Genomic DNA, 17,906 nt, shown 5'->3' on the forward strand with positions numbered 1-17,906 from the left:
GCGGACTGCCCACACGGGTTATGGCCACCAGAATGCGGTCAGGCTGGCGACACCGGGTTCGATGGCAGCATCACGATCGAACGCCAGCACCGCGATCCCGCCGGGCGGCATGCCGCGGTAGTCGCTGCTGGTGCCTTCACTCATCAGGGCGACCAACTGTTCCAGGCCCGGGTTGTGGCCGACCACCAGCAGGCGGTCGACATCGCGACGCGCATCGATCAACCCCATCAGGGTGCCCGGGGTGGCATCGTAGACGGCATCTTCCAGCCGCTTCTCGACGAAGCCGGTGATGCCCAGCACGGCTTCGAGGGTTTCGCGGGTCCGCCGCGACGGCGAGCACAACACGCAGTCGGGCAGCAGGTTGTTTTCCTTGAGCCAGCGGCCGGCGGCCTCGGCTTCGGCCAGACCGACCGGCGACAGCGGGCGGTCCAGATCGGCCTGGCCGGTGCTGGCGGCTTCGGCATGGGCGTGACGCAGCAGTATCAGTTCTCGCATGGGATCTCTCGTGTCAGGCGTTCTTCAGCCACTTCAACAGCGGCTCCCAGTCACTCTGGTGCTCGCGCACCTGGGCCGAGCGGTAGTCGAACAGACTCCGGCCCAGCCCGACCATCACCACATAGCTTTGGCTGTCGCGCAACTGTGCGACGACCTCGTACGGCCATTCGGCCAACATCTGTATCGCCTGCTGCGAGGTCTGCGTCCAGGGCTTGGTGCGGTTGAGCACCAGGCCGACCGGCAGGCGGCGGTTATGTACGCGGGGGACTTTGGACAGGCTGTTGAGGAAGCCGACGATGGCTTCGATGTCCAGCGCGGAGGGCAGCACCGGCACCACGACGGCGTCGGCCGCGTCCAGGAAATGGGGAATATCGTCGGCCATCGCACCGGCCGGGGCATCGATGATGACCTCGTCGGTGCCCTCGGGAACCAGTCGTTCCCAGCTCTTTTTGCGATACACGTCGATCGGCAGCACGGCACTTTCCAGAACCGAACGGCGTTGCGCCCAGCGGGTGCTGGAGCCTTGTGGATCGGCATCGGCCAGCACGGTCCGTTTGCCTGCCAATGCCGAATGCGCCGCCAGGTGGGTGGCGACGGTGGTCTTGCCCACCCCGCCCTTGGAACCGGCCACCAGGATCGTCTTCATGCAAGCCTCGCTTCCGGGAAACGTTCCCGCAGCCTACACCGGCGCCTGTGACGGAGATAGTCGCAGCGCTGAACCAGAACCGGCGGCCGCGGCTTTGCTATCGTGGATGGTTCCAAGGGATTGACCGCCGGCATGAGCGAACTACAGGACCTGAGCGCGTTGATCCGCGCCAACACCCCGCTGATCATCATCGAGACCCAGGATGAAGGCCGCGTGGTGGAGCTGTTCCGACAGACCCTGATGCATGTCTGGCGGGCCCTGCACCGCTGGTCGATCACCGAGGGCCTGCGCCGGATCGACATGGACCGCGAGGACGACCCGGTCGGTCCACCCGATGCCAGCGCAGCCCTGCAGATGATCCGCCAGGCCGAGCAGCGCGGCATCTACCTGCTGCTCGATTTTCACCCGTACCTGGGCTATGCCAGCCACCAGCGCGCGCTGCGCGATCTGATCCAGCGGCGGCATTGCGAGGCCCACGTGCTGGTACTGATCGGGGCCAAGGTCGAGCTGCCTGCCGAGCTGGAAGCGCTGGCCACCCGGTTCAACCCGCGCCTGCCCGACCTCAATGCCCTGTTGAAGATGCTGCGCGAGGAAGCCGAAGCCTATGCGCGCGAGAACGGCGGGCGGCGCGTGGAAGTGGACAACGAGGCCGTGCAGAAGATCCTGCACAACCTGCGCGGGCTGAGCCTGGTCGATGCGCGGCGGATCGCGCGGCAGCTGATCTTCGCCGACGGCGCGCTCAGCCAGGACGACCTGCCGCAGCTGGCCCGGCTCAAGTTCGAGCTGCTCAACCGCGCCGGCCACCTGCACTTCGAATACGACACCACCCGCTTTGCCGACGTGGCTGGCGCCAACCGGCTCAAGCGCTGGGTCAACCAGCGTCGCCCGGTGTTCCTGGGCGGTGCCGGCCCGGCCGGCCTGGACCCGCCCAAGGGCATGCTGCTGCTCGGCGTGCAGGGCTGTGGCAAATCGATGCTGGCCAAGGCGACCGCGGCCGGATTTGGCGTGCCGCTGCTGCGGCTGGATTTCGGCAGCCTGTACGACAAGTACCACGGTGAGACCGAGAAGAACCTGCGCGACGCACTCGCCTCGGCCGAGCAGCTGGCCCCCTGCGTGCTGTGGATCGATGAGATCGAGAAAGGCCTGGCCAGTGGCGGCGAAGACGGCGGTGTGTCGCGCCGCGTGCTGGGCCACCTGTTGACCTGGCTGGCCGAGCGCAAGAGCACCGTGTTCATCGTCGCCACCGCCAACCAGGTGCATGAACTGCCGGCCGAGCTGCTGCGCAAGGGCCGCTTCGACGAGATCTTCTTCGTCGATCTGCCCGATGCCAACACCCGGGTGGAGCTGCTGCGCCTGCACCTGGGCAAGCGCCAGCTCAACGCCGACGACTTCGCGCTGCCGGCGTTGGCGGCGGCGGCGGATGGCTTCTCGGGTGCGGAGATCGAGCAGGCGGTGGTCTCCGGGCTGTATGCCGCGCATGCCGAGTCGCGCGTGCTGGATACCGACCTGCTGATGCAGGAGATCCGCAGCAGCCGGCCGTTGTCGGTGCTGATGGCCGAACAGGTCACCGCGCTGCGTGAGTGGGCGCGCGGGCGCACCGTCAGCGCGGACGAATGATCCGCGCGCGTCATCCCGCCAGGCGGTGCAACACCCACACCCACGCCGGCAGCGTCACCAGCGACAGCAGGATGCCGTAGCCAACCAGCGCGGCCGCCAGGCGCGGGGCGAGGCGATGTGACATCGCCAGCGCGGCGGCGGTGATCATGGTCGGCATCGCCGACTCCAGCACATTGGCCTGCAGCACCGCGCCCTGCAACCCGAACGCCCACGATATGGGCAGCGCCAGCGCCGGCATCACCAGCAGCTTGAGCAGCAACCCGACGCCCAGCGGCGTGAGCTCATCCCGTGGCAGGCGCAGCTGGATGGAGAACCCCACCGCCAGCATCACCAGGGGCAGCATCGCATCGGCGAGCTGCTTCAGCCCGGTGCCGATCCAGCGCGGCGGCGGCTCAGGCATCAGGGTCAGCGCGAACAGCAACGCCCACAACGGCGGGAACTTCGCGATCCGCAGCAGGATCTGCGTGGCGGTCGGCGGGGTGTCACCGCTGTAGCGCGCGATCACATACAGACCGAAGGTGGACAGCAGCACGAAGGTGCCGAACTGGTCGTAGACCACCGCATAGGGCAGCGCATGATCACCGAGCAGCGCGCGCACCATCGGGTAACCGATGAAGCTGGAGTTGGCCAGCGCCACGCAGATCAACAGCACGGCATGCACATCGCGGGCGAAGCCGAAGATGCGCGTCGCCAGGCTCACCAAGGCGAGCGTGCACAGCATCAACAGCCACGGGGTGGCGACCAGCCCGATCAGGCTGACATCCAGATGCAGCCGGGGGACGTAGATCAGCACCGCCGCCGGCAGGCACACGTACAGCACGATGCGGTTGAGCACATCGGCGGTGTTGTCCGGCAGCGCGCGCAGGCGCGAGAAGGCCATGCCCAGGCCGAGCATGGTCAGGATCAGCGCGAATGCATCGAAGGCCATCGCGACAGCCTAGCCCACTCGGCCGCCACCGCCGCCCCGACGATGGTCGAAGCATGGCCCTTTCGCGGCATGGGCCGGGCCTGCCCGCTTACCCGGGCAGGCCCGCGCGATCACGGCCAGGCCGGCGGCTTTTCCGCCCACGCCTGCTGGATCTCGGCGAGCGTACTGCGTTCGCTGTCGCGCCAGCCCGGCAACAAGGCGGCGTAGCGGTCCGTTCCGCTCCACTGTTGCGGCTCGGTGCGTACCGCCGCGGCATACCACTGCACCGCTTCATTCTTGCGGCCCAGCGTCCACAAGGCCAGGGCATACGTAGGTGGCACCCACGACGGGTTGCCACGCAGCCCGCCTTGGGCCGCCGACCAGTGCGCCAGCGCCGCCTCGGGCTCGCCCAGCCGGAACAGGTCCCAGCCGTAGTTCCAGCGGACCGAACGGCCCTGCACCGAGGTGGCCGTGGCCGCCGCCGTCGCCTGCTCGTACAGGCTGCGCCCCAGTTCCGGCCGCCCCTGCGCGATCGCCACACCCGCCAACTGCACGGTCGCCTCCAGCGTCTTGCGGCCGCGCTCGCGCTGCTTCATCAGCTGGTCGACCAGGTCCCCACTGCTGCCCGCCACCGCGACCATCGGCGTGGCGGCCGCGTCATTGTCGAAGTAGAACTCCTGCACCGCCGGCAGCGATTGCGCCGACGCGTTGAACACACAAGCCCCTACGGCCAGCGCCAGGCTGGCCAGCATCTGTCTTGCAACTGCCATGCAAACTCCCCCAGGTTGTCACAACAACCTCCCCTCCTGATCCTAACCGCAGCGCGCGCCCGGCACCAAGCGCCGCCGACCAACGGTCGGGCCTAGCGGGTGCGCCGCCAGACCCGCAGCCGGTTGTTGGCCGGCATCGCAGCATCCTCGATCAGCACCAGGCCCACCCCGGCCGCCAGCGCATCCACCGCGTCGGCATCGCGGATGCCCGAGGCCGGATCGCGTGCTTTCAGCCAGCCATCGAACTGGCGGTTGCTCTCGCTGCTGAAGGTCCCCTGCTCGTTGAAGGGGCCGTAGACACACAGCAGCGCATCGGCGGCCATGACCGCCGGCAACCCGGCGAACAATGCCTGGACATGCGCCCAGCTCATGATGTGCAGCGTGTTGGCACTGAACACCGCATCGAACGCCAGCGGCGCGGCGGGCAACGGCCCCAGCCCCGGCGTCGGCGACAGCACCGCCTGCAAGGGCCACGGCGCCGGGGTGTTGGGCAGGCCGGCGGCCTGCAGCCGCGCGGCGATTCCGGGCAGATGATCCGGATGGTCGCTCGCCTGCCACTGCAGGTGCGGCAGTGCCCGCGCGAAGTGCTCCGCGTGCTGGCCGGTGCCACTGCCGATCTCCAGCACCCGCTCGCGCGGGGCAAGGTGGCGCTGAAGCACCGCCAGGATCGGTGCGCGGTTGCGCTCACAGGCCTCGGACCAGCGCATCTCACTCATGGGAATGTCACATCGGCAGGGAATCGATGTCCATCCAACCATGACCGCAGTCACTTGTGCCACCCTGTCATGGCGTTGAAAGTCGAAGGCTTGTCCAACGCCGCCGGCCCTCGCGCCGTCGGCCGTCCTTGGGGGATGTGAGCTGTGCAACGTCGTGAGTTCCTAGCGCTGTCTGGAATGGGCCTGGCTGGTCTGGTACTGCCGCACGGTCGGCTGATCGCCGCCGAGCAACTGCTCGAACCGGGCGATGTCGGCCGCCAGAAGGCGCTGGCCGAGGCTGCGCTCGCCGCCGCCAAGCGCGCCGGCGCCAGTTACTGCGATGTCCGCATCGGCCGCTATCTCAACCAGGCGGTCATCACCCGCGAGGCCAACGTCCAGAACGTCACCAACAGCGAGTCCTCGGGCATCGGCATCCGGGTGATCGTCAACGGCGCGTGGGGCTTTGCCGCGACCCATCTGCAGACCCCGGCCGCGGTGCTGGCCACCGTCGAACAGGCCGCGGCAATCGCCCGCGCCAACGCCGGCATCCAGACCCGTCCCGTGCAGCTGGCCCCGGTCACCGGGGTGGGCGATGTGAGCTGGAAGACCCCGATCCGCAAGAACGCGATGGCGGTGCCGATCAAGGACAAGGTCGACATGCTGCTGTCGCTGAACGCAGCCGCGCTCAATGCCGGCGCCGACTTCATCAACTCCACCCTGTTCCTGGTCAACGAGCAGAAGTTCTTCGCCTCCAGCGACGGCTCCTTCATCGACCAGGACGTACACCGCATCTGGCTGCCCTTCACCGCCACCGCGATCGACAAGGCCAGCGGCAAGTTCCGCACCCGCGCCGGGCTGTCCTCGCCGATGGGCATGGGCTACGACTTCCTGGATGGCGAGGCGCGCGGCAAGATCGCGCTGCCCGGTGGCGTGGTGGCCTACCGCGACTCCTATGACCCGGTGGAAGATGCGATCGCCGCGGCCCGGCAGGCCCGCGAAAAGCTCAAAGCGCCGTCGGTCAAGCCGGGCAAGTACGATCTGGTGCTGGACCCGTCCAACCTGTTCCTGACCATCCATGAGAACGTCGGCCACCCGCTGGAGCTGGACCGTGTGCTCGGCTATGAAGCCAACTATGCCGGCACCAGTTTCGCCACGCTGGACAAGCGCGATGCGGGCTTCCGCTGGGGCAGCGACATCGTCAACTTCTTCGCCGACAAGACCGCTCCGGGCAGCCTGGGCGCGGTGGGCTACGACGATGAAGGCGTGAAAACCAAGCGCTGGGACCTGGTCAAGGACGGCATCCTGGTCAACTACCAGGCCACCCGCGACGAGGTGCATCTCCTTGGCGAGAAGGAGAGTCACGGCTGCAGCTACGCCGATTCGTGGTCCAGCGTGCAGTTCCAGCGCATGGCCAACGTGTCGCTGGCGCCGGGCAGGACCCCGCTGAGCGTGGCCGACATGATCAAGAACGTGGAGAACGGCATCTACATCCACGGCCGTGGCTCCTATTCAATCGACCAGCAGCGCTTCAACGCGCAGTTTGGCGGCCAGCTGTACTACCAGATCAAGAACGGTGAGATCACCGGCATGGTCGAGGACGCCGCCTACCAGATCCGGACGCCGGAGTTCTGGAATGCCTGCAGCGCGATCTGCGACGAGCGCGATTTCCGCTTCGGCGGTTCGTTCTTCGATGGCAAGGGCCAGCCGGGCCAGGTCTCGGCGGTCTCGCATGGCTCATCGACCACGCGCTTTGATGGCATCAACATCATCAACACCGCACGCAGCCTGGGATGAGCCTGTTCCCACTCCGTGCCGAATGTCACTACCGCGGCGCCCGTACGGCCGCAAGAATCGGCTGTGCCGCCGCGGCGGTCGCCCTGATGTCGCTGTTTCCCTGCCACCCCCACACCGACGTGGAGAGCTGCCTTGCAAAGACGTGACTTTCTCGCCCTGACCGGGCTTACCGCTGGCGGACTGATCGTGCCGTCGTTCTTCGGCAAGGTCATTGCCGCCGAACAACTGCAGAGCGCACTCGATCCGGCGCTGAAAAAGCGCTTGGCCGATGCCGCCCTGGCCGCCGCGCGCCAGGCCGGTGCGACCTACTGCGACGTGCGTATCGGCCGCTACCTGCGCCAGTACGTGATCACCCGCGAGGACAAGGTCCAGAACGTGGTGAACACCGAATCGACCGGTGTGGGCATCCGCGTGATCGTCAACGGCGCCTGGGGCTTTGCCGCCACCAACCAGCTGGGCACCACCGATGTGGCGCGTGCCGCGCAGCAGGCCGCCGCGATCGCCAAGGCCAACGCCGGGGTACAGACCGCCCCGGTGCAGCTGGCCGCCGCACCCGGCGTGGGTGAGGTGTCCTGGCGCACGCCGATCCGCAAGAACGCGATGGACGTGCCGATCAAGGAGAAGGTCGAGCTGCTGCTGGACGTCAATGCAGGCGCGATGGGCGCCGGCGCCAGCTTCGTCAACTCGATGCTGTTCCTGGTCAACGAGCAGAAGTACTTCGCCTCCACCGATGGCTCCTACATCGACCAGGACGTGCACCGCATCTGGGCACCGATGACGGTCACCGCGATCGACAAGAGCACCGGCAAGTTCCGCACCCGCTCCGGGCTGTCCTCGCCGATGGGCCTGGGCTACGAGTACCTTGATGGCGTCGGCACCGGCAAGGCGGTCTCGCCCAACGGCGTGGTCAACTACCGCAACTCCTATGACATGAAGGCCGATGCGATCGCCGCGGCCAAGCAGGCGCAGGAGAAGCTCAAGGCACCGTCGGTGAAGCCGGGCAAGTACGACCTGATCCTGGATCCCTCGCACACCTGGCTGACCATCCACGAGTCGGTCGGCCACCCGCTGGAACTGGACCGCGTGCTCGGCTACGAAGCCAACTACGCCGGCACCAGCTTCGCCACGCTGGACAAGCGCGAGCAGCATTTCCAGTACGGCAGCGACAAGGTCAACATCTTCGCCGACAAGACCCAGCCGGGCAGCCTCGGTGCGGTCGGCTACGACGATGAAGGCGTCAAGACCAAACGCTGGGACCTGATCAGCGAAGGCAAACTGGTGGATTACCAGACCATCCGCGACCAGGCCCATATCCTGGGCAAGACCGAGTCCGACGGCTGCTGCTATGCCGATTCCTGGTCCAGCGTGCAGTTCCAGCGCATGGCCAATGTCTCGATGGCGCCGGGCAAGACCAGATTGAGCGTGGCCGACATGATCAAGGATGTCGAGAACGGCATCTACATCATCGGCGACGGCTCGTTCTCCATCGATCAGCAGCGCTACAACGCGCAGTTCGGTGGCCAGCTGTTCTATGAAATCAAGAACGGCCAGATCACCCGCATGCTCGAGGACGTGGCCTACCAGATCCGCACGCCGGAGTTCTGGAACGCCTGCACCGCCGTGGCCGATGAAAGCGACTACCGCCTGGGCGGTTCGTTCTTCGACGGCAAGGGCCAGCCCGGCCAGGTCTCGGCGGTCTCGCACGGTTCGTCCACCGCGCGCTTCAACGGCATCAACGTCATCAACACCGCGCGCAGCCTCGGCTGACCGGTCAGGAGCCCCAATCCATGAGTATCTTCACCGAAGCCCAGGCCAAGGCCATCCTCGACAAGGTCATCGCGCTCTCCAAGGCCGATGAGTGCACCGCCGTGCTGGCCGGCTCGATCGACGGCAACATCCGTTTCGCGCTCAACAACGTCTCCACCAGCGGCATCGTCGACAACACCGAACTGGCCGTCACGGTCGCCTTCGGCAAGCGGGTCGGCACCGCCTCGATCAACGAGTTCGACGACGCCGCGCTGGAACGCGTGGTGCGCCGTGCCGAAGATCTGGCCCGCCTGGCCCCGGAGAACCCGGAGTTCCTGCCGGCGATCGGCAAGCAGACCTACCGGTCCAGCCCGACCTTCAGCGAATCCACCGCGGCGATCGACCCGGCGTTCCGCGCCAAGGTCGCCGCCGACTCGATCGCGCCCTGCCGTGGCAACGGCCTGATCGCCGCCGGCTTCCTGGAGGACGGCCAGAGCTTCCAGGCCACGGCCAACAGCAACGGCAACTTCGGTTACCAGCGCGGCACCAACTTCGATTACACCTGCACCGTGCGCACCGAAGATGGCCGCGGCTCGGGCTGGGTCGGCCGCAACCTCAAGGATGCCGCCGATTTCAAGGCCGACCAGGACATCCGCATCGCCATGCGCAAGGCCACCGAATCGGCCGAAGCCAAGGCGTTGGAGCCGGGCAAGTACACCGTGATCCTGGAGCCGGCAGCCGCGGCCGGCCTGATCAGCTTCATGATGAACTTCTTCGATGCGCGCTCGGCCGATGAAGGCCGCAGCTTCCTTTCCAAGAAGGGCGGTGGCAACAAGCTCGGCGAACAGGTCTACGACCCGCGCGTGACCATGGTGGCCGACCCGTGGCACCCGGACGCGGCCGTGCTGCCGTGGGACAACGAAGGTCAGCCGCGCGAGAAGCTGGACATCATCAAGGACGGCAAGATCGCCAACCTCAACTACTCGCGCTTCTGGGCGCAGAAGCAGGGCAAGACCGCCAACGCGCGGCCGGGCAACCTGCTGATGGCCGGTGGCGACAAGAGCACCGCCGAGCTGGTCCGGGGCACCCAGAAGGGCATCCTGGTCACGCGCACCTGGTACATCCGCATGGTCGATCCGCAGACCGTGCTGCTGACCGGCCTGACCCGCGATGGCACCTTCTACATCGAAAACGGCCAGATCAAGCACCCGGTGAAGAACTTCCGCTTCAACGAGTCGCCGGTGATCATGCTCAACAACATCGAAGAACTGGGCAAGCCGGTGCGTGTGGCCGGTGACGAGTCCAGCCTGGTGATGATGATTCCGCCGATGAAGCTGCGCGATTTCACCTTCACCTCGTTGTCCGACGCGGTCTGATGAACGGTCGTGACGGCCACTGGCCGTCTCTTCGCCTGACCGGTGACGCCCGGGAACGTGCGTGGCGATGAACCGCGCACAGTTCCTGCGCCTGATGCTGGGCAGTGCCGCCTTCGCGGCATTGCCCGCGCCGGCGCGCGCCCAGGCCGGGCGATATGACTTCTGGTTCACCCGCCTCAAGTACGACTCCGGCGACTGGGACGTGGATGCGCGCATGCCATCCAACGTGATCACCTCGCTGATCGATTACACCTCCCTGCGCGTGGACCCGACCGAACATGTGGTCGCACTGTCCGATCCGCGCATGCTGGAGGCGCCGTTCTGCTACCTGGCCGGGCACAAGCTGGTCGAGTTCAACGCCGCCGAGCGGCAGAACTTCGTGCGTTACGTGCGCAACGGCGGCTTCGTGTTCGTCGATGACTGCAACCACGATATCGATGGTCTGTTCGCGAAGTCCTTCGAAGCACAGATGGCCAAGCTGTTCGGGCCCAAGGCGCTGAACAAGCTGCCCAACACCCACGCGCTGTACCGCAGTTTCTTCCGCTTTCCCGAGGGCCCGCCGGCCACCGGGTTCGAGCTCAATGGCTGGGGCGATGATCTGGTCCACGATTACCTCAAGGGCATCCAGATCGACGGCCGCCTGGGCGTGCTCTACAGCAACAAAGATTACGGGTGCGAGTGGGACTACGACTGGCGCAACAAGCGCTTCCTGGCCGAAGACAACACCCGCTTCGCGGTCAACATCGTGATGTATGCGTTGAACAGTTAGGTTCCTTCCTGCATTTTCAGCCACGCATGGCGTGGCTCTACACCGATTTTCTGCGAGTGCCTTATGACGACCGACCGCCTTGATGCCCTTCTTCCCAAACTGCAGCAGCTGCGCGGCGCGCTGGCCCAGGCCGTGGTCGGCCAGCACGCGGTGGTCGAGCAGCTGCTGATCGGCCTGCTGGCCGGCGGCCACTGCCTGCTCGAAGGCGCGCCCGGTCTGGGCAAGACCCTGCTCGTGCGCTCGCTCGGGCACGCGCTGGAGCTGCAGTTCCGGCGCGTGCAGTTCACGCCTGACCTGATGCCCAGCGACATCCTCGGCACCGCGCTGCTGGAAGAAGACCACGGCACCGGGCACCGCCACTTCCGGTTTCAGAAGGGCCCGATCTTCACGAACCTGCTGCTGGCCGACGAGCTCAACCGCACCCCGCCCAAGACCCAGGCCGCACTGCTGGAGGCGATGCAGGAGCGCACCGTCAGCTACGCCGGCACCACCTATACGCTGCCCGCACCGTTCTTCGTGCTGGCCACGCAGAACCCGATCGAACAGGCCGGCACCTACCCGCTGCCGGAAGCCCAGCTCGACCGCTTCCTGCTGCACGTACGGGTGGACTACCCCACCGAGCAGGAAGAGCGCGACATCCTGCTGCAGACCACCGGCAGCGCCAGTGGCAGCGTCCCCAAGGTGATGGAGGCTGACGAGGTCTTGGCGCTGCAGGCTGCCGTGCGCGAGGTCCACATCAGCGAAGACGTCCTCACCTGGATCACGCGCCTGGTGCGGGCCAGCCGCCCGGGCAGCGACGCACCGGCGGCGGTGAACCAGTGGATCAAGTGGGGCGCCGGCCCACGCGCCGGGCAGTCGCTGGTGTTGGCGGCCAAGGCGCGCGCGCTGCTGCAGGGTCGTTTCGCGGCCACCCGCGAGGACGTGCAGGCGCTGGCCGCGCCGGTGATGCGTCACCGGCTGCTGCTGTCGTTTGCCGCCGAAGCCGAGCAGAAGAGCGCCGACGACGTGGTCGCCGCGCTGCTGCAGGCCGTGCCGTTCCCGGGGTGATCCACACGCCGTGAGCCGCAACGCACCGATCGCGATCCCCGCCGATGTCCGCAGCCGCCTCAAGGCGCTGCGGCTGCTGCCACGCCGTGCGCGCGGTGCGCACGGGATCGGCCAGCACGCCAGCCGCAGCCGCGGTGCCGGGCTGGAGTTCGCGCAGTACCGTGCCTACGAACCCGGTGATGAGCTGCGCCAGATCGACTGGAAGCTCTACGCGCGCTCGGACCGGTTCTTCGTACGCGAATCCGAGCGCGAGAGCCCGATCACGGCGTGGGTGCTGATCGATGCGACCGCCTCGGCGGGCCAGCGCGACCGGGCGCGACCGGACTGGTCGCGGCTGGACCACGCCTGCGCGACCGCCGCCTGTCTGGTGGAATTGGCCCTGCAGCAGGGCGACCGCTTCGGTGTGATCGCCATCAGCGGCGAGGGCGTGCAATTGGTCCCCGCTGGGCACGGCCCGCGCCATCGCGACCGCGTGCACCTGCTGCTGCGCCAGCTGCAGGCGAATGGCAGCTGGCCGCCGGAGACCTCGCTGGCCCCGGTCTGGGAGCGGGTGCAGGCCGGCGACCTGCTGGTCGCACTGGGCGACGGTTTTGACGAGGGCGGCATCGTGCTGCTGGAACGGCTGGCGACCGCTCGTCGCGAGGTGCTGCACCTGCAGCTGCTGACCGCCGAAGAGCGCGACTTCCCGTTCACCGAGGGCCACCGCTTCCGCGATCCGGAGACCGGTGAAGAACTCCTGGGCGATGGCCGTGCGATCCGTGCCGAATACCTGGCCCGTTTCGATACCGCGCAGCGCGCGTTGCAAGCGCGACTGCAGAGCAGCGGCATCGTGCATGCGACCGGCTATCTCGACCAGCCGCTGGACCAGCCGCTGCGTGCGCTGCTTGGTGCCGGAGGCGGCGCGTGAGCCTGCTGTATCCACTCGGGCTGCTGGCACTGGCGGCCTGGCTGGTGCCGCTGCTGATCCACCTGGCGCGGCGCCACCAGTACGCGCCACTCGACTTCGCCGCGCTGCGCTGGCTGCAGGCCCGGATCCGGCCGCGTCAGAAGATCCGTTTCGATGCGTGGCCGCTGCTGTTGGTGCGGTTGCTGTTGCTTGCCGCGCTGGCCCTGCTGCTGGCGCGGCCGGTGCTGCACGGGGGCGCGGCCGATACCCACGCGGTCACGGTGGTCGCCCCCGGTCTCGACGGGGCGGCGCTGCGTGGCCAGGATGCCGAAGGCGACTGGCGATGGCTGGCGCCTGGCTTCCCTGCGCTGGCCGACGGCGCACCGGCGCCCCATCAACCGCTGGCCAGCCTGCTGCGCGAGCTGGACCAGCGCCTGCCCGCCGGCGCACCGCTGACGGTGTACGTGCCTGACCCGATGCCCGGGCTGGATGGCGAGCGCCCGCGCCTGTCGCGTGCCGTGAACTGGCGGCCGGTGCCGTTGGCGCCGGGCAGCGCGCGCACCGCGACGCTTCCTGAGGTGCAGGTCGGCGCCGGCATCGCCGACGCCGAGCAGCGGGTGCTGGCAGCGATCCAGCGCGCATGGTCGAACCACCCCCTGTCGCCTGCACGCGCCGCGGGCACCGCCCCGGACGATGGCCAGCTCGGCGTGTGGCTTGCCACTGGGCCGTTGCCCACCGCTTGGCAGACGTGGGTGCAACAGGGCGGCAGTGTGCTGGTCACGCCCGGTGCTGCGGGGGCCCGCTGGATGCCCGTCCTGCGCGATGCAGAGGGTGCAGTGGTGCTGGAACAACGGCAGGAAGGCAGCGGTCGTCTGCTGCGCTTCAGCGCAGCGCTGTCACCGACGGAGCTGCCGGCGTTGCGCGATCCCGGCTTCCCGCGCCAATTGCTGGCGGTCATCGCGGCACCGGCCGCACCTACCCTCGCACCTGCGGCCACACAGTCACCGTTGCATGGCGCTGTCGCACCGCTTCGCGCACCGCGTGAGCTGAGCCCATGGCTGCTGGCGCTGATCGTGCTGCTGTTCGCGCTGGAACGGGCGATGGCGACCTCGCCGCGCCGCGGAGCACGCGCATGAACGCTGCCATCCAGGACGCCTGGCAGCGCGCGCGTCGGCGCCAGTGGTGGATCACCACCATGCTCGCGGTGCCGGTCGCGTTGGCGATCAGCGCGGTGGCGTGGCGGCTGGCCGGCTTCAACGCGGCTACGGTGGTCCTGCTGTTGACGTTGCTGATCAGCGTCGGCGTGGCAACCTGGCGCGCACGTCGTCTGGATCGCCAATGGCTGGTCCGCCGGTTGGACGACCACCCGGCCGTGCAGGACAGTGCCGACCTGCTGTTTGCCATACCGGCGGCATTGAACCCGTTGCAGCAGCGGCAGCGCGTACATGTCGCCGCCGCCCTGCAGTCGCGCATGCCCGAACTGCGGCCGCGCTGGCCGGGCCGGTGGGTGCTGGCCTCGGTGATCACGTCGGTGGTGATGATCGCGCTTGCGCTGGGCTGGCCACGCGGCCAGAACGCGACGCCACTGTTCCCGGGCACGGCGGCACCGCCGGCCACACCTGCGCAACCACCGCAGCTGCGTTCCGCCCGGCTGGAGATCACCGCCCCGGCCTACACCGGGCAGGCCGCGCGTGTGCAGAGCGCGCTGGACGGCAAGGTCCCGCAGGACAGCCGCCTGCACTGGTCACTGCGTTTCTCAGCGCAGCCGCAGACCGCGACCCTGCAGTTCCACGATGGCCAGCGCATCGCGCTGGCGCGTGACGGCGAGCAATGGACCGCGCAGTGGACTGCCACGCGTCCGGCGCTGTATCGCGTGGTCACCGAGCCTGCCCTGCGCGACACCCGCCTGTACCGGCTCGATGTGGTGCCCGATCGCCCGCCTGTGGTGCGCGTGATCGCGCCCGACCGCAGTCTCGTGCTGGGTACGCCCGGCCAACGTCAGTGGCCGCTGCAGTTCGAGGCTACCGACGACTATGGTGTGGTCGCCACCGCGCAGTTGAAGGTCACATTGGCCCAAGGCAGCGGCGAGAACATCACCTTCCGCGAGCAGACGTTCGGCCTGACCGGCACCGGACCGGCGACGCAGCGGCGCTTCGCCCGCACGCTCGATCTCGCTGCGCTGGGCGCCACCGAAGGCAACGATGTGATCGCGCAGCTGACGGTGCGCGATACCCACACGCCCACCGCGCAGAGCACCCAGAGCAGCAGCGTGATCCTGCGCCTGCCCAGCGCCGCGGAGATCCAGGGCACCGACATGGAGGGCATGGTCAAGAAGACCCTGCCAGCGTATTTCCGCAGCCAGCGCCAGATCATCATCGACGCTGAAGCCCTGATCAAACAGCGCCGCCAGTTGCCGGCAGAGGAGTTCATCAAACGCGCCGATGCGATCGGCGTGGACCAGCGCATCCTGCGCCTGCGCTATGGCCAGTTCCTCGGCGAGGAGAGCGAAGGCGGGGCCAAGCCGCCGCCGACCAGCGATGCCCTGCCGACCAGTGACACACCGGCGGCCGCGCACGATGACGATCATGATCATGATCATGATCACGATGGTGAGCATGCCCAGGCGCAGGCCGGCCATGATGATCACGACCACGGCGCGCCGACCGACGGCAGCGCACCGGTGTTCGGCAGTGCCACCGATGTGCTGTCCGAGTATGGCCATACCCACGACCACGCCGAGGCCGCCACCCTGCTGGATCCCAAGACGCGCGCCACGCTGAAGGCAGCACTGGATCAGATGTGGTCGTCGGAGGGCGAGCTGCGCCAGGGCCAGCCCGAGCGTGCCCTGCCCTACGCTTACAAGGCGCTGGGCTTCATCAAGGAAGTGCAGCAGGCCGAGCGCATCTACCTGGCGCGGGTCGGCCCGGAACTGCCGCCGATCGACGAGAGCCGACGCATGAGCGGCGATCGCGCCGACCTGGCCAGCCGCACCTTGCCACTGCGTGCGCTGGAGGCACCCGACCAGGCCATCGTGCAGGTCTGGCAGCAGCTGGCCGATCCTGCCAGCGCCCCCGATCTGGACGCGCTGACCCTGTGGCTCCGACGCAATGAAGCACGCCTGCCGGACCCGCTGAGCCTGGCCGCCGCCATTGAAACACTGCGCATCACCCCCGACTGCGCCGACTGCCATCAGGCCCTGCGCGCGCAGCTGTGGCGTGCCCTGCTACGCCCGCTGCCGCAGGTCCCCCGGCGCAGCGCACCCGACGCCATGGGTCAGCGCTACCTGGATGCACTGGAGGCGACACCGTGAGCGACCCGCGCTGGATCCTGTTCGCGCTGCTTGCCGTGCTGCTGCTGAGCAGCGCGCGTCTGTGCTGGCAGCAGTGGCGTGGACCGGCGCGGGCAAGCGGCGTGTTCGCCACCCTGCTGTTGTTGCAGGCCGGGGTGACCGTGCTGCTCTACCTGACCCTGGTGCCACCGATGCAGCGCGTGGCCGGTGGCCAGCTGACCGTGCTGACTGGCGCGGCCGATCAGGTGCGCTGGTCGGCGGCGCCGGGCGAGACCGTGGTCGCGCTGCCGGAAGCGACGAAGGTGGCAGACGCCCTCGCAGCACCCGACCTGGCCACCGTGTTGCGCCAACATCCGGGTCCCACCTCCCTTCGGCTGATCGGCGATGGCCTGTCGGCCCGCGATCGCGATGCCGCGCTGCCCCGTGGCGTGCGCATCGAATTGCCCAGCGCACCACAGGGCTGGATCGCACTGCAGCCGCCGCCGGTCACGGCGCCCGGTGCGGTGTTCACCGTCAGCGCGCGTGCGCAGGGCGTGCCGAACGCACGCGCCGAGCTGGTGGATCCTGCCGGTGTGGTCATCGACCGGTCTACGCCAGATGCCGAAGGGAAGATGCAACTCAGCGGTGTGGCCCGCGTCGCCGGACAGAGCGTGTTTGGCCTGCGGCTGCTCGACGCCGAACAGCATGTGATCGATACGCTTGCCGTGCCCGTGGACACCGCCACCGCCGCAGCGACCCGCCTGCTGATACTGGCCGGCGCACCCGGCCCGGAGTTGAAGTACCTGCGCCGGTGGGCCACCGATGCCGGGCTGCGCGTGCAGGCGCAGGCCAACGCCGGCGGTGGGGTATCACTCGGCGATGCACCGATCGCGCTCACGGCAGCCACGGTGGCGCAGGCCGATGTGGTGCTGCTGGACGAGCGCAGTCTGGCCGCGCTGTCGGCCACGCAGCGCAGCACGCTGCAGCAGGCGATCCGCAACGGGTTGGGCGTGCTCGTCCGCACCGGCGGCCCGCTCGGCGACGGCGCCCGCCAGACGCTGCGTAGTTGGGGACTGGCCGTCACCGGCGGCAACCAAGCGGTGCCCCTGTCACTGCCGGCCGATGTCGACCCCGCGTTGCTGCAGGCACGTCGTGGCCCACAACGACCCGCATCGGACACCACCGCCTACATCGAGGAGGCCGACACCGCCTCGCACCAGGCCGCGCTACCGGTGTTGGAGCAGCTGGGCCTGAAGATCAGCGATGTGACACCCCTGCTGCACGATGACAAGGGCATGGCAATCGGTGGCTATCGCGCCCTCGGACGTGGCCGCATTGCACTGCTGCCCATCACCGACAGCTATCGGCTGGTGCTGGCCGGCCGCGACGATCGCCACGCCGAGCTGTGGAGCGGCGTGCTGGCCAGCGTGGCGCGCCCGCTTCCCGCCGCGGATGCACCACGCATCGAGACCCCCACCCCCTGGGCCGGCGAGCGCGTGGCACTGTGTCAGCTTCGGGAGTCGGCACAGGTGCGCGCGCCGGATGGCACACGGATCCTGCTTCGGGTTGACCCGGCCAGCGGTGCCGAACACTGCGCCGGCTACTGGCCGAACCAGCCGGGCTGGCATCAGCTGCAGCAGGGCGAAGGCCGCCACGCGTTCTACGTGTTCGATCCGGCCAGCGCTCGACCGCTGTATCGGCAGCAGCTGCGCGACGCGACTGCCCAGCGCCTGGCCACCGGCGCCGCCGCAGCATCGGCTGGCGTGGTCGAGACGCCGGGCGCACGGTGGCCGTGGCTGCTCGCCTTCGTGCTGGCGGCGGGGTTGCTGTGGTGGCTGGAGCGGCGGCGGGGGTGACAGCAGGCTGACGCGCGCACAGCGTTGAGTCCCA

Annotated in this window: 15 protein-coding genes; 10 read left to right on the forward strand and 5 right to left on the reverse strand. The window is 68.4% G+C overall.

The features are described 5' to 3' along the window. Positions 1-18 precede the first annotated feature (18 nt). Positions 19-495, reverse strand: a complete 477-nt coding sequence (locus ACWV8V_RS10980; protein ID WP_123731027.1) for a SixA phosphatase family protein — start codon at positions 493-495, stop codon at positions 19-21. Positions 496-508: 13 nt separating this feature from the next. Beyond that, positions 509-1,141, reverse strand: a complete 633-nt coding sequence (locus ACWV8V_RS10985) for a ParA family protein (protein ID WP_123731026.1) — start codon at positions 1,139-1,141, stop codon at positions 509-511. 132 nt (positions 1,142-1,273) lie between these two features. Here ACWV8V_RS10985 and ACWV8V_RS10990 point away from each other — a divergent pair, with 132 nt between their 5' ends. Continuing rightward, positions 1,274-2,758, forward strand: a complete 1,485-nt coding sequence (locus ACWV8V_RS10990; protein ID WP_259260619.1) for an AAA family ATPase — start codon at positions 1,274-1,276, stop codon at positions 2,756-2,758. A gap of 10 nt (positions 2,759-2,768) precedes the next feature. Here the strand turns inward: ACWV8V_RS10990 and ACWV8V_RS10995 are convergent, their stop codons facing one another. The 3 genes from ACWV8V_RS10995 to ACWV8V_RS11005 form a co-directional block, all read right to left on the reverse strand. Beyond that, positions 2,769-3,686: an AEC family transporter gene (locus ACWV8V_RS10995; RefSeq protein WP_455899736.1), complete on the reverse strand. Its 918-nt coding sequence runs from the start codon at positions 3,684-3,686 to the stop codon at positions 2,769-2,771. A 110-nt stretch (positions 3,687-3,796) separates the two neighbouring features. Beyond that, positions 3,797-4,435, reverse strand: coding sequence for a tetratricopeptide repeat protein (locus ACWV8V_RS11000; protein WP_259260621.1), 639 nt, complete (start codon positions 4,433-4,435; stop codon positions 3,797-3,799). Between the two features lie 92 nt (positions 4,436-4,527). Further along, positions 4,528-5,151: a DUF938 domain-containing protein gene (locus tag ACWV8V_RS11005; protein WP_455899737.1), complete on the reverse strand. Its 624-nt coding sequence runs from the start codon at positions 5,149-5,151 to the stop codon at positions 4,528-4,530. A gap of 144 nt (positions 5,152-5,295) precedes the next feature. Here ACWV8V_RS11005 and ACWV8V_RS11010 point away from each other — a divergent pair, with 144 nt between their 5' ends. From ACWV8V_RS11010 to ACWV8V_RS11050, 9 genes are all read left to right on the forward strand, one after another. Then, positions 5,296-6,924 carry a TldD/PmbA family protein gene (locus ACWV8V_RS11010; protein WP_455899738.1) on the forward strand — a complete coding sequence of 543 codons (1,629 nt, stop codon included), beginning with the start codon at positions 5,296-5,298 and terminating at the stop codon, positions 6,922-6,924. A gap of 132 nt (positions 6,925-7,056) precedes the next feature. Continuing rightward, positions 7,057-8,691, forward strand: coding sequence for a TldD/PmbA family protein (locus ACWV8V_RS11015; RefSeq protein ID WP_455899739.1), 1,635 nt, complete (start codon positions 7,057-7,059; stop codon positions 8,689-8,691). A 20-nt stretch (positions 8,692-8,711) separates the two neighbouring features. After that, entirely contained in the window at positions 8,712-10,046 is a 1,335-nt protein-coding gene (locus tag ACWV8V_RS11020; protein WP_455899740.1) for a TldD/PmbA family protein, read from the forward strand. Between the two features lie 67 nt (positions 10,047-10,113). Further along, a complete protein-coding gene (locus ACWV8V_RS11025) occupies positions 10,114-10,815 on the forward strand; it encodes a DUF4159 domain-containing protein (RefSeq protein WP_455899741.1) in 702 nt (233 codons plus the stop codon). A 63-nt stretch (positions 10,816-10,878) separates the two neighbouring features. After that, positions 10,879-11,862 (forward strand): AAA family ATPase, encoded by a 984-nt coding sequence (locus tag ACWV8V_RS11030; protein ID WP_455899742.1) that lies wholly within the window; start codon positions 10,879-10,881, stop codon positions 11,860-11,862. Between the two features lie 10 nt (positions 11,863-11,872). Further along, the gene (locus ACWV8V_RS11035) at positions 11,873-12,769 is read left to right on the forward strand and encodes a DUF58 domain-containing protein (RefSeq protein ID WP_455899743.1); all 897 of its coding nucleotides are present in this window, start codon (positions 11,873-11,875) and stop codon (positions 12,767-12,769) included. Further along, on the forward strand, positions 12,766-13,884 hold the full coding sequence (locus tag ACWV8V_RS11040) for a BatA domain-containing protein (protein ID WP_455899744.1): 1,119 nt from the start codon (positions 12,766-12,768) through the stop codon (positions 13,882-13,884). Before ACWV8V_RS11035 ends, ACWV8V_RS11040 begins: the two co-directional genes overlap by 4 nt. Continuing rightward, positions 13,881-16,058: a hypothetical protein gene (locus tag ACWV8V_RS11045; protein WP_455899745.1), complete on the forward strand. Its 2,178-nt coding sequence runs from the start codon at positions 13,881-13,883 to the stop codon at positions 16,056-16,058. The genes ACWV8V_RS11040 and ACWV8V_RS11045 overlap by 4 nt, the downstream gene beginning before the upstream one ends. Further along, entirely contained in the window at positions 16,055-17,872 is a 1,818-nt protein-coding gene (locus ACWV8V_RS11050; RefSeq protein WP_455899746.1) for a hypothetical protein, read from the forward strand. Before ACWV8V_RS11045 ends, ACWV8V_RS11050 begins: the two co-directional genes overlap by 4 nt. Positions 17,873-17,906 lie beyond the last annotated feature (34 nt).

The organism is Stenotrophomonas sp. Ker107b (assembly GCF_053847245.1).

Coding starts and splice junctions, on each gene's coding strand:
- ACWV8V_RS10980 (WP_123731027.1), bottom strand. CDS start 495: ATGCGAGAACTGATACTGCTGCGTCACGCCCATGCCGAAGCCGCCAGC.
- ACWV8V_RS10985 (WP_123731026.1), bottom strand. CDS start 1,141: ATGAAGACGATCCTGGTGGCCGGTTCCAAGGGCGGGGTGGGCAAGACC.
- ACWV8V_RS10990 (WP_259260619.1), top strand. CDS start 1,274: ATGAGCGAACTACAGGACCTGAGCGCGTTGATCCGCGCCAACACCCCG.
- ACWV8V_RS10995 (WP_455899736.1), bottom strand. CDS start 3,686: ATGGCCTTCGATGCATTCGCGCTGATCCTGACCATGCTCGGCCTGGGC.
- ACWV8V_RS11000 (WP_259260621.1), bottom strand. CDS start 4,435: ATGGCAGTTGCAAGACAGATGCTGGCCAGCCTGGCGCTGGCCGTAGGG.
- ACWV8V_RS11005 (WP_455899737.1), bottom strand. CDS start 5,151: ATGAGTGAGATGCGCTGGTCCGAGGCCTGTGAGCGCAACCGCGCACCG.
- ACWV8V_RS11020 (WP_455899740.1), top strand. CDS start 8,712: ATGAGTATCTTCACCGAAGCCCAGGCCAAGGCCATCCTCGACAAGGTC.
- ACWV8V_RS11025 (WP_455899741.1), top strand. CDS start 10,114: ATGAACCGCGCACAGTTCCTGCGCCTGATGCTGGGCAGTGCCGCCTTC.
- ACWV8V_RS11030 (WP_455899742.1), top strand. CDS start 10,879: ATGACGACCGACCGCCTTGATGCCCTTCTTCCCAAACTGCAGCAGCTG.
- ACWV8V_RS11045 (WP_455899745.1), top strand. CDS start 13,881: ATGAACGCTGCCATCCAGGACGCCTGGCAGCGCGCGCGTCGGCGCCAG.